Below are 11,281 nucleotides of genomic sequence, written 5' to 3' on the forward strand. Positions count from 1 at the left end.
TCGCCTGGTCCCTGCTCGACAACTTCGAATGGGCCTACGGCTACGACAAGCGCTTCGGCCTCGTCCACGTCGACTACAAAACCCAGCAACGCACCATCAAGACCAGCGGAACCCGCTACGCACAGCTCATCACGGACCACCGCCTGCGCACACGCAACACCGCCTGACCCACCACACCGCTGCTGATATCCGACGCCCGACGTCGCCGTCCAGCAGCCACCCAGCGGCCCGGCAGCGTGCACCCCATGCTGCCGGGCCGGTCTGCACCCTCGGCAAGGAACACCCCTCCGACTCGGACCACCCGTCGGGAAGGAACCCCCTCATGGCCCTCACCAGCAGCAACTCCACCAAGCCCTGCGCCATGTACCTGCGCTGCTACCCCCAGGACATCTGGCAGATGCAGACCCACCAAGAGGCACTGCGGGAGTACGCGACCCACCTCGGCCTTCCCGAGCCCGTGCTGTATCTCGACAACGGTGTCCCCTCCAGCGGCGACGCCCCGCAACGCGACAGCCTCACCGAAGCCGTCGCCAGGGGATTCTTCCGCTACGTCCTGGTGCCCGGCCCCTGGGTCTTCCACCTCGACCCGCGCAGGGCCTACCGGATCGCCCAGAACGTCATCACGGCCGGCGGCCAGATCCTGGAACTGCCCTCCCAGCGCAACCAGCTCAAGTCCGAGGCGCTCCCGTGCGAGCGGACACCCGCGACCGGAAGGCACCTGCGCGTCGCGGCCCGCTGAGCCCCGACCGCTCGGGGCGCCGGCCCGCGTGTTCCGTCGGAGCGGCCCCTCGGACACCCGGTCGGCTCAGGTACTGAGCTTGCTGGGGCGCGCCCACGGGCCTCACCCGCCCACGGGCCTCGCCGTCGGGCCGGCGAACGGTGATCATGTCCCGGGCCGCCGGCCGGTCGGTGCCGAACAGGGGCCGGCGAGGCGAATCGCTATGTGGGGGGTTGGATTCGTGCGGCGAAGATGATGATGTCGTCGTCGGGTTCCGTCACGAAGGTCTCTGTGAGCTTCGCGCACAGGGCTTCTGGTTCGTGCGGCCCGGCCGCGGCGGAGGAGCTGAGGAGGTCCAGACGCTCGTAGAGGTCGCTGCCGCGGGTTTCGACGAGTCCGTCGGTGATCATGAGGAGCCTGCTGCCGGATTCGATGGTGTGGGTGACGGCGGGCGGGTGGGGGAGTCCGATGCCCAGCAGGGGGCCGTGTTCGCGCAGGAACCGCGGTGGGCCGTCGGGTGGCAGGAGCAGGGGCGGCAGGTGTCCGGCGTTGGCGACGTGGAGTCGTGTGTGGTCCGGGTCCACGAGGACGATGCACAGGGTGGTCGTCCAGCCGGGCTGGTGCAGGCCCAGCAGGTGGTCGAGGTGGGTGAGGAGGACGTGCGGGGGGTGGCCCTGGGCGGCGTAGGCGCGCAGGGCGTGGCGTAGCTGGCCCATGACCATGGCGGCCTGGAGCGAGTGGCCGGTGACGTCGCCGACGGCGAGGAGCAGTCCGTGGGGGGTGTGGACGGCTTCGTAGAAGTCACCGCCGATCTCGGCCGTGGTGGTCGCGGGCAGGTACCGTACGGCGAGCTCGATCCCGGGGCTGTCGGGCAGGGTGGCGGGCAGGAAGCTGCGCTGGAGCGTCAGGGCGAGTTCGTGCTCCTGGCTGTAGCGCTCCACCACGTCCTTGTGTTCGACCGTCAGCTCGGCGTACAGGGCCATGACCCCGGCGTTGGTTTCGGTGAGTTCGTCGTTGAGGCGTTCCAGTTCGTCACGTTGGGCGCGGGCTTCCTCGAGGGCGGCGAGCAGGTCGCGGGTCTGTGCCTGCAGGTCGTCGATGGCGCTGGCGGGAGCGTCCGTGTCCAGCAGGGAGCTCAGCTGTCCCGCGTCCAGGTACCGGGACGACAGCTCGGGGACGGGGCACAGGATGTCGATCCGGCCGCCGGCGGTCGCTGTCGGGCGGTGGGCGGTCTGCGGCAGCAGGCGGGTGACCGCCTGCAGTGATTCGCTGCTGGGTGTGCGGTCGTCGTGCCACCGTAGGGAGGCCTGGAGGGCGGCCGGGTCCCGCTGCACCTGGAAGGTGACGGTCAGCGGGGTGGGGCGCAGGAGGTCGCGTCCCAGCTCGCTCAGCGCGGTGGCGAGGCGCACCTGGTCCCGGTTGTCGAGGCCGACGGCGTGCGCGATGGTCTTGGCGCGGCGCCGCAGGGCGAAGACGTCCTGCTCCGTCCTGACCGATGTGGTCAGTACGGGCGTCTGGTCACGGGTGCGGGGTGAGGGCCGGCCGATGCTCACCAGGCACCCTTGGCGACCACCACGCTGGCGTCGTCGCGACGGGTGCCGGCGAGGCGCAGCAGTCCGGTGGCGATCAGGGCGGGCGGATGGTGCAGCAGGGATGCCAGGTCACCGGGGGTCCAACGCTCACTCAGTCCGTCCGAGTGCATCACCAGTGCGCCGTGGGCGGGCAGTTGGTGTTCGTAGGTGCGCAGTTGGCGCATCTGGTGCCCGACGATCCCCGGGTGGGAGAGCAGGTTGGCGCGGGAGCCGGTGGTGACGATGGAGGCGGCGATGTTGCCGATGCCGCAGAACAGGACCCGGCCGTCGGGTTCGAGGCGTGCGGCGGCGATCGCGGCGCCGCGGGTGCCGCGCAGGGCCCGGTGGACCTCCTCGATCACCTGCTCGGGTGTGCGAGCGGTGCCCGTGCGGAAGGCCTGGACGGCGGCTTGTGCGGCGAGTGCGGCCATCGGCCCGTGGCCGAGTCCGTCGCACGACATCACCAGGACGCCCGCTCCCGGCCCTGCGGTGGCGCCGCGGACGAGCTCCGAGCGCCCGGCCTTGGCCGGTCGGAGCGGGCGGTGCGATTCCTGGGGTGCGTGGTGCGGGCTCCTGCTTCCGGTCGCGGTCGCGGTCATGGCCGACCAGTCGGGTGCGGCAGCGGTGCCCGGGCGGTCCGTGGCGGCGGTTGCCACTCGTGCGTCCCTGCCGGTGTCGGTGCGGGCGGCCCAGGCGTCGCCGCACACCTCCTCGCCGCCGATGGACCGCGTGATGCCGCCCACGACCGCCTCGCCGGAGAGGGAGGGGTGCAGGGGATGCGGCCAGAAGCGGGCCAGCTGGAGGGTCCCGAGCCCGGGTGCGGAGTGGATGGCGAAGGTGTCTGCCAACCGTTGGACCGCGCCCAGGCCGATGCCCAGGGTCCCGATGGTCGACACTCCGTCGCGCAGGGCCTGTGTCACGTCGGCTATGCCGGGGCCGGCGTCGACGACGATCACCTCGACTCCCGCGACGTCGCGGTTGCGCAGGACGCGCAGCGCCATGGACCCGTTGAGGGCGTGCTTGGTGACGTTGGTCGCGAGTTCCGCGACGGCCAGGACCAGTTGGGCGGTGCGGTGTTCGCCCAGGCCGATGCGCCGGCCCAGGGCGGCGGCCGCGCCGCGGGCCGCCTCCGGCTGGTCGCGGAACCAGGAGGAGTCCTCGCAGTCCAGCAGGAAGGGGCCGTCCGCCGCGTTCATCGGGCCCACTTGGTGATGGTGACGGTGGTGCCCCGGCCGGGTGCGGTGTCCAGGGTGAAGTCGTCGACGAGCCGCTTGGAGCCGGACAGGCCGAGACCCATGCCGTTGCCCGATGTCCAGCCGTCGGTCAGGGCGAGGTCGATGTCGGCGATGCCGGGCCCCTGGTCGGCGAAGACCAGGCGGACGCCGCGCCGCCCGCGCTCGTCGACGAGGGCCGCGGTCATGGTGCCTCCTCCCCCGTAGATGAGGGTGTTGCGGGCCAGCTCGCTGGCGGCGGTGATCAGCTTGGTCTGCTCGACCAGTGAGAGCCGGCATTCCTGGGCGAGCGCGCGGACCAGTTGGCGGGCCTGCACCACTGCGGCGTTGGCCGTGATCTCCAGGATCTGAGGGTCACGACCAGGGCTGTTCACAGACCGGCCGCGGCATCGGGCGTGTTGCCCTCGTCCCCGGCGTCGGCCTGAGGCGTCGCAGTGCGTCCGCCGACGCTGCTCGCGCGGGCTTGTTCCAGTAGCCGCAGACCCTTGTCCAGGGTCAGTGCGGTCCGCACCCCGCCGAGCGAGAGGCCGAGCTCGACGAGGGTGATGGCGACGGCCGGACGCATACCGACCACGACGGTCTGTGCGTCCAGCAGGCGGGATATGGAGGCGATGGTCGAGAGCATCCGGCCGACGAAGGAGTCGACGATCTCCACGGCGGTGATGTCGATGACGACTCCGTGAGCGCCGGAGTCCACCACCGCGGCAGCGAGGTCGTCCTGCAGCAGCATCACGGCCTGGTCGTCCAGATCGGTCTGGATGGAGACGAGGAGGACTTGCCCGATCCGCAGAACGGGAACCTGGTCGCTCACCGGCTGCCGGCCTGCGGTGTGCGCGAGAGGGTGACCCCGGAGCGGCGCAGGGCGTGCCGCAGCGCGTCGGCGAGGGTGGCCTTGGTGACGATGTCGCCGAAGTCGATGCCGAGGGCCACGATCGTCTGCGCGATCTGCGGCCGGATCCCGGAGATGGTGCACTCCGCGCCCATCAGGCGGGCCGCGACCACGGTCTTCAGCAGGTGCTGGGCGACCTCGGTGTCCACCGCGGGGACGCCGGTGATGTCGATGATGGCCTGTTCGGAGCCGGTGTCGATCAGCGCCTGGAGCATCTTCTCCATCACCACCATGGTGCGCGCCGAGTCCAGGGTGCCGACCAGGGGAACGCCGATGACCCCGTCCCACAGCTTCACCACCGGGGTGGACAGCTCCATCAGCTGCTCGGCCTGCGCCGCGATCAGTTCCTCGCGGGTGCGCGTGTACACCTCTATGGTGTAGAGGCCCAGGCTGTCCAGCAGTGAGGTGAACCTCAGGTACGCCTGCACGTCGCTGTCGGCTCCGGCGAGGGCCGGCTCCAGGACCCCCTTGAGGGCGAAGACGCTGGCAGCGGTCTCCGTCGGGGTGAAGCCCTGCTGGGCCCGGGCCCGTGACAGTTCGGTCAGCAGCGCGCGGACTTCACCGAACGCCTCGGAGTGTCCGTCCAGACTTCCCTCACCCAGCGCGGCCACCAGTGCGGTGTACAGCTCCTGGAGCTCACGCTGGACCTCCGCGCGGCTGACCCGCCCGCCCAGGGATCCGGTGACCTTGTCCGCCCATTCCGCGCCGAGGTCTTCGCCGCGTACCGACAGGAGGCCGATCAGACGCTTGGAAATGTTCTCATCAGCCACAGCACACACCCCTCTTTAGGGGACCAAGCGATCCCACCCGGACCTTAGGCCACTACACCCGACGAGTGGTACTCGGCCGGGCGGCCCGTGATCCCAAACACTGTCGGCACAGCGGCTTCCCCCGTTTCCGCGGTCCATGCACGCAGTCCGGGGGAATATTCATCCGGTGATGCCGGCCGGCGCTGCCTGGCCGAAGCCACGTCCCATGGGGCCCACCGGCCGTATTCGCGTTACCCGGTCCGACGGGGCGCCCTGCTGGAAACCCCCTTCGGCCGGCCACACGGCAGCGGTCCGTCCCCGGATCACCCTGCCACGGCCCGGTTGCCGGTCACCGGCCTGCTACCAGGGCAAGGTGGCGTGGATCTCCTTGCCGCCGGGGTGGGTGACGACGTCGATGCGGGTGGCGAGGCGCTGGATGATGGCGGGCCAGCCGAACCCGCCGCTTCCGCTCACGAGGTCGGGTGTGCGGGGGACGGGCAGGGCGGTGCTGGTGTCGCGCACGGCGATCCGCACTCCCGCCGACGAGGTGCTGAGCGTGAGGATGACGGGGCCGGGGGCGTGGCGGACGGCGTTGGTGACCAGTTCGGAGACGACGAGGAGGACCTTGCCCGCTGCCCCGTCGTCGGGGGCGGGTGTGTGAGTGCTGAGGGCGGCGAGGAAGGTGGCGGCGCTTTCCCGGGCGTGGACGCAGGTGCCCGGCCCGCCGTCGAACGCGGCGTACAGCGGCGCCTGGACCGCCCTGCCGGTACTGCCGTCCACGTGCCCCTCCTCTGCTCGCGGCTCCCGCACGTCCCCAGCGGCGCCCGTCGTCCCCGGACGGACATCCTCGCACCTGCCCGGCGCCCACCGTCACCTCCGGCGGCCTCTGGGCACAACGCTTCGGACTGCCGCTGTCTATGACACGCTGGCCTGCCCTACCGTTGTCCTTGTCGCGCCGCAACGTGACCGGACCGGAAGGAGCCCTGGCGTGACCTCACCCATTCCCGTTCTCAGCATCGCCACGCGCACCAGTGCGAGCGGCCCGGTGATCGAGGCCGTCGGCCAGCTCGACTACGACACCGCGCCCCAGGTGCGCGCCGCCATCAGCAGCACCCTCGCCGCCGTCCCGGCCCCGTCCAGCGTGGACCTGGACCTCGCAGGCCTCACCTTCTGCGACTCCTCCGGCCTCACCGCCCTCATCCAGGCCCGCAACGAAGCCGCCCGGGCCGGCACCAGCCTTCGCCTGTTCGCGGCGTCGGAGAACATCACCGCCCTCCTCGAACTCACCGGAGCCCAGGCCCTCTTCCCCCCGGCCGCGTGACCGCGCGGGCCGACGGCCGGCGGGCGTGAAGCCATCCGGGTAACAGGAACACGAGCCGTCCCCGGGACGGCGGGACCGGATGCCCGAACGCCAGGTGATCAGTACCTCCATGACGAGGGCCGACCTGGTCCGGGACCTCGCCTCGCTGCGCCCGACAGCACGTCCACCGGGCACCGGCGCGCTGTGTCCGGAGCGGCCGGCCGAACGGGGTGGCGTGCGACATGGCTTCGGGCCGAGGGGGCAGGTGCTGGGTGCTGTTCTTGCCGCACTCCCTCAGGAGGTACCCATGTCTGCCGTGATCGTGCTGTTGGTGGCGCCGCTCGTGGTTGCCAGTGCGGTGGTGGTGACCACGCCGACCGCAGGGCACTCGCACCGCGGGTCCGGTGCCGGCCTCCGGCCGGCCGGCGGACGCCGCGGAGAGGCCCACCGCCCCCGGCACGCCCGGTCCACTTCCTGAGGGCCCGGCCGGTTCGGTGGCGGCCGGAGGGTTCACCGCCGAACTCCCGAGTCCGAGCGTCTTCGTCGCGGCGAGCAGTTTCGTGACGCCCGGGGACGGCGAAGCCTCCATCGCCTGCGGCCCGGACGTCGCCCCTTCGCAGAGGCGGTGCGAAGTCCCTGTTCCCCGGCCTTCCGGGGGCTCGCCCGTACAGGCCGTACCCTCGGACCGGTGCGCGCCCGGTGGGAGAACACGCAGAGCGTGCGCCTCACTCCCCTCGGCTCTTGTGCAGTGCCTCCTTCACCTTGGCCACAGCGAACCCCCAGCCCTGTTGGACCGTCGGCCGGCCGGGGACGGCGAGTTCCTGGGGGTTGGTCAGCACGTCCAGCAGGACCGGCCCCGGAGTGGCGAGGGCTCGGCGGACGCTGTCGTGGAGTTCGGCGGGGTCGGTGACGCGAATGCCGGTGATTCCGAGGGCGGTGGCGACGGCTGCGAAATCGGGATTCTCCAGCTCGGTCCCGAACTCGCTCAGCCCGGTCTGTTCCTGTTCGAGTTTGACCATGCCCAGCCGGCGGTTGTCGAAGACCACGAGCTTGACCGGCAGCCGGTAGGCCTTGATGGTCATGAGGTCGCCGAGCAGCATGCTCAGGCCGCCATCGCCGCAGAACGCGATGACCTCACGGTCCGGTGCCCAGAGCTGGGCACCGAGGGCCTGCGGCATGGCGTTGGCCATCGAGCCCAGGTTGTAGGAACCGAGCAGGCGCCGCTGCCCGTGCAGGGTGACGAACCGCGACAGCCAGACGGTGGACATGCCGGTGTCGGACGTGAAGATCGCGTTGTCGCTCGCGCAGGCGTTCACGGCGGCGGCCAGCGCCTCGGGGCGGATGTCGCCGCTGCGGTTGTCCAGAGCGCTGCGCAGCCGTCCGAGGCGGTGCTTGTCGTGGTCGGGGTCGGCGAGGTGCTGCTGTTCGACGCCCCACTCCTCGAAGCGCCGGCGGGCGGACTCCAGGTGGGAACGGTCCTCGACGGCGTCCAGGTGGGGGAGAAGCGCTCGGAGGGTCGCGCCGACGTCGCCCGCCAGGCCGGTGACGATCGGTGTCCGTCGTCCCAGGTTGCGTTCCTGGAGGTCGATCTGGACGACTTTGCAGTCGGTCGGGTACCAGTCCCGGTAGGGGAAGTCGGTGCCGAGCATGATCAGGGTGTCGCAGGAGTCGAGTGCGTGGACGGCGGCGGGGTTGCCGATCAGGCCGGTCTGGCCCACCTGGTACGGGTTCTCGCCCTCGAAGCCCTCCTTGGCCTTGAGGGTGAGAACCATCGGTGCCGCGAGCCGTTCGGCCAGGTCCAGCACCACGTCGCGGGCGTCGCGGGCCCCGCGGCCGACGAGCAGGGTGGTTTTTCCGCCGGCGTTGATGAGTTCGGCGGCCTCGCGGATGCCCGACTCGTCCGGGCGGGTGACGGGGTGGGCGCGGGAGAAGCGGGCGGGGCGGTCGTCGGTCAGTTCGCGGTCGCCGAGGTCACCGGGCACCGTGAGGACGGCGACTCCGTTCTCACTGATCGCTGCTCGCACGGCGGCTTCGAGCATCCGCGGCATCTGGTCGGGGGTGGTGACGGTGTTCCGGTAGACGGCGACGTCGCGGAAGAGCAGGTCGTTGTCCACCTCCTGGAAGTAGTCGCCGCCCAGTTCGGCGAGTGGCACCTGTCCCGCGATGGCGAGGACCGGGGTGCGGCTCTTGGCGGCGTCGTAGAGGCCGTTCAGCAGGTGGACGGAACCGGGGCCGACGGTGCCCATGCACACGCCCAGGGTCCCCGACAGCTGGGACTGGGCGCCTGCGGCGAACGCGGCGGCCTCCTCGTGACGGCAGCCGATCCAGTCGAGGCCGTCGGTGGAGCGGATGGCGTCGGTGAGCGGGTTCAGCGCGTCACCGACGACGCCGAACACCTGGCGGACGCCGAGTTCTTGCAGGGCGTCGACGATCACATGCGCAACGGTGCGTGCCACAGGACGGTCCTTCGGTTCGATGTCTTTCGGGGGGCTCAAGCGGTTCGGCCGGGTGGGCGCGGCGGGTTACACGGTGAAGTGCTCGGGATCGGCTGCGCGCCAGTCCGGGGCCCACGCTTCGGGGGCGTCGTTGATGAGCTGTCCCGGGGCGAGTTCCGGATAGAGCTCGGCCCAGGAGCGGACAGTCTGCGGGTCCGTCCTGCGCTGCAGCATGTGCGGGCGCAGCTGGGCGGGGTCGTCGACTCCCATGGCGGCCATGATCTGCAGGGCGCTCCTGACCGTTGCTTCCTGGAAGCGGTGGACGCGTTGGGACTTGTCACCGACGTCCAGGGCGCGGGCCCGGCGGGGGTCCTGGGTGGTCACGCCGGTCGGGCAGGTGTTGGTGTGGCAGCGCTGGGCCTGGATGCAGCCGACGGCGAACATCATGGCGCGTGCGGAGTTGGTGTAGTCGGCCCCCTGGAGGAGCCGCTTGACCAGGTCGCTGCCGGTGGCGACCTTGCCGCTGACGCCGATCCGGACCCGGTCGCGCAGTCCGGTGCCCAGCAGTGCGTTGTGGACGGTCAGCAGACCCTCGGTGAGGGGCATGCCCATGTTGTCGGCGAATTCGAGGGGAGCGGCGCCGGTGCCGCCTTCGGCGCCGTCGACGATGATGAAGTCAGGCGTGACGTCCTCCGCCAGCATCGCCTTGCAGACGGCGAGGAACTGGCGGCGGGAGCCGACGCACAGTTTGAAGCCGACCGGCTTGCCGCCGGCCAGTTCACGCATCCGGGCGAGGAAGCGGACGAGTTCCCGCGGGGTGGAGAAGACCTGGTGGTAGGGCGGCGAGATGACGGTCCGGCCCTCCGGTACCCCACGGACACGGGCGATCTCGGCATTCACCTTCGGGCCGGGCAGTACGCCCCCGATGCCGGGCTTGGCTCCCTGACTGAGCTTCAGGGACACGCACTTGACCTGAGGGTGGGCGGCCTTCCGGGCGAACTCGCTCTCGTCGAAGGCGCCGTCCTCGGTGCGGCAGCCGAAGTAGCCGGTGCCGATCTCCCAGACGAGGTCGCCGCCGGGGCGCAGGTGGTACTCGGAAAGGCCTCCTTCGCCGGTGTCGTGAGCGAAACCGCCCAGCACGGCACCGGTGTTGAGAGCCAGCACGGCATTGGCCGACAGTGATCCGAAGCTCATCGCCGAGACATTGAGCAGCGCCATGTCGTACGGCTGGGTGCAGTCGGGGCCACCGATCCGCACGCGTGGCGGGTCCGGGCGCACTGGGCGCGGGGCCATGGACGGGACGAGGAACTCCCGGCCGGCCGCGTACAGGTCGAGTTCGGTGCCGAACGGCTCCTCCGCGTCGGTTCCTTTGGCCCGCTCGTACACGATGCTGCGGGTGTCCCGGTCGAAGGGACGTCCGTCGACGTTGCGTTCCACGAAGTACTGCTGCAACTCGGGGCGGATGCCCTCCATCGCGAACCGCAGATGGCCCAGCACGGGGTAGTTCCGCAGGACGGAGTGCCGCCGCTGGAGCAGGTCCCGTCCGGCCAGAAGCAGCACGGCCACCAAGGGACCGGCCGCCCACCACCACCATGGCGACGCCAGAACACTCGACGCGACGGCGGTTGCGGCCATGCAGCCCAACAGGGCAACCCAGAATATTCTCAGCACAGTCCGTCGTCTGTCCCCGATCGAGCCCGCCAAGCCCACCGGCGGACGGGACGTCGGGCAGGGGGAGCAGGACAGTGCGCACGCCTGTGGCCCTCGACCGTCATCCCCTGGCATACCTGGCGACCCGTATCGTCACGGCCGACGCTCGCCTGCACGGCATCACCCTGCGCGCCGCCGCCCACCGACCGGGCGAACTGTCGTCCGATGCGGGCCCGGGGGAGTGACCTGCCCGGACCGGGGCAGGCGAGGCGCCGAGAACGCGTCGCGCCGGGAGCAGCCCGGGGCGGCGCCACACCTGAGGGAGGCGTCTTGAGCGGCATCGAGATCTGGGAGTTCCGCGGTACCTCCGGCCACGTCGCCGGCACCGACCTGGTGGGGTTCCACGTCGAGGCCACCGATGGTCACATCGGCAAGGTCGACAAGTTGTCGGAGGAAGCGGGCTCCCGGTACCTGGTGGTGGACACCGGTCCGTGGATCTTCGGCAAGCACGTCCTGCTCCCCGCTGGCACCGTTGTGCGGGTCGACGAGGACGACAGGAAGGTCTACGTCGACCGGACCAAGGACGAGATCAAGAGCGGCCCCGAGTACGACCCCGAGAAGCACGATGACGCCGACACGGGGTACCAGGACGCCTACGCCGGTTACTACGGCTCCTACTACGGCGGCCACATCTGACCGACACCGCTACCGGCTGCGGGCCGCCACCTCCTCGGTGG

12 protein-coding genes are annotated in these 11,281 nt (G+C 71.0%); 4 read left to right on the forward strand and 8 right to left on the reverse strand.

Going from position 1 to position 11,281, the window contains the following annotated elements; translation table 11 throughout:
* Together ACFUK0_RS37575 and ACFUK0_RS37580 are read left to right on the forward strand one after the other, a co-directional pair.
* Positions 1 to 167, forward strand: a 167-nt coding sequence (locus ACFUK0_RS37575) for a family 1 glycosylhydrolase (protein WP_380258116.1), incomplete at its 5' end; no start/stop codon positions are given.
* A gap of 155 nt (positions 168 to 322) precedes the next feature.
* A complete protein-coding gene (locus ACFUK0_RS37580; RefSeq protein WP_380258095.1) occupies positions 323 to 739 on the forward strand; it encodes a hypothetical protein in 417 nt (138 codons plus the stop codon).
* Positions 740 to 939: 200 nt separating this feature from the next.
* On the opposite strand, the gene ACFUK0_RS37585 is transcribed toward ACFUK0_RS37580, so the two are convergent.
* The 6 genes from ACFUK0_RS37585 to ACFUK0_RS37610 all read right to left on the reverse strand — a co-directional run bounded on the left by ACFUK0_RS37585 (position 940) and on the right by ACFUK0_RS37610 (position 5,939).
* On the reverse strand, positions 940 to 2,271 hold the full coding sequence (locus tag ACFUK0_RS37585; RefSeq protein ID WP_380258098.1) for a PP2C family protein-serine/threonine phosphatase: 1,332 nt from the start codon (positions 2,269 to 2,271) through the stop codon (positions 940 to 942).
* Positions 2,268 to 3,485: an ATP-binding protein gene (locus ACFUK0_RS37590; protein WP_380258118.1), complete on the reverse strand. Its 1,218-nt coding sequence runs from the start codon at positions 3,483 to 3,485 to the stop codon at positions 2,268 to 2,270. The genes ACFUK0_RS37585 and ACFUK0_RS37590 overlap by 4 nt, the downstream gene beginning before the upstream one ends.
* Positions 3,482 to 3,895, reverse strand: a complete 414-nt coding sequence (locus tag ACFUK0_RS37595; RefSeq protein WP_380258100.1) for an anti-sigma regulatory factor — start codon at positions 3,893 to 3,895, stop codon at positions 3,482 to 3,484. Before ACFUK0_RS37595 ends, ACFUK0_RS37590 begins: the two co-directional genes overlap by 4 nt.
* Positions 3,892 to 4,332 (reverse strand): STAS domain-containing protein, encoded by a 441-nt coding sequence (locus ACFUK0_RS37600; RefSeq protein WP_380258102.1) that lies wholly within the window; start codon positions 4,330 to 4,332, stop codon positions 3,892 to 3,894. Before ACFUK0_RS37600 ends, ACFUK0_RS37595 begins: the two co-directional genes overlap by 4 nt.
* Positions 4,329 to 5,180: an STAS domain-containing protein gene (locus tag ACFUK0_RS37605; RefSeq protein WP_380258104.1), complete on the reverse strand. Its 852-nt coding sequence runs from the start codon at positions 5,178 to 5,180 to the stop codon at positions 4,329 to 4,331. The genes ACFUK0_RS37600 and ACFUK0_RS37605 overlap by 4 nt, the downstream gene beginning before the upstream one ends.
* Positions 5,181 to 5,519: 339 nt before the next feature.
* Positions 5,520 to 5,939, reverse strand: a complete 420-nt coding sequence (locus ACFUK0_RS37610; RefSeq protein ID WP_380258106.1) for an ATP-binding protein — start codon at positions 5,937 to 5,939, stop codon at positions 5,520 to 5,522.
* A gap of 208 nt (positions 5,940 to 6,147) precedes the next feature.
* Here ACFUK0_RS37610 and ACFUK0_RS37615 point away from each other — a divergent pair, with 208 nt between their 5' ends.
* On the forward strand, positions 6,148 to 6,480 hold the full coding sequence (locus ACFUK0_RS37615; RefSeq protein WP_380258108.1) for an STAS domain-containing protein: 333 nt from the start codon (positions 6,148 to 6,150) through the stop codon (positions 6,478 to 6,480).
* Positions 6,481 to 7,184: 704 nt separating this feature from the next.
* Here ACFUK0_RS37615 and ACFUK0_RS37620 read toward each other — a convergent pair.
* Both ACFUK0_RS37620 and ACFUK0_RS37625 read right to left on the reverse strand, forming a co-directional pair.
* Entirely contained in the window at positions 7,185 to 8,915 is a 1,731-nt protein-coding gene (locus ACFUK0_RS37620; RefSeq protein WP_380258110.1) for a thiamine pyrophosphate-dependent enzyme, read from the reverse strand.
* 66 nt (positions 8,916 to 8,981) lie between these two features.
* Positions 8,982 to 10,565 (reverse strand): FMN-binding glutamate synthase family protein, encoded by a 1,584-nt coding sequence (locus ACFUK0_RS37625; RefSeq protein ID WP_380258112.1) that lies wholly within the window; start codon positions 10,563 to 10,565, stop codon positions 8,982 to 8,984.
* Positions 10,566 to 10,874: 309 nt separating this feature from the next.
* Between ACFUK0_RS37625 and ACFUK0_RS37630 the strand changes: the two genes are divergently transcribed.
* Positions 10,875 to 11,240, forward strand: coding sequence for a PRC-barrel domain-containing protein (locus tag ACFUK0_RS37630; RefSeq protein WP_380258114.1), 366 nt, complete (start codon positions 10,875 to 10,877; stop codon positions 11,238 to 11,240).
* Positions 11,241 to 11,281 lie beyond the last annotated feature (41 nt).

Origin of the sequence: Kitasatospora sp. NPDC057223, from assembly GCF_042669755.1 — a bacterium.
Lineage (GTDB): Bacteria > Actinomycetota > Actinomycetes > Streptomycetales > Streptomycetaceae > Kitasatospora.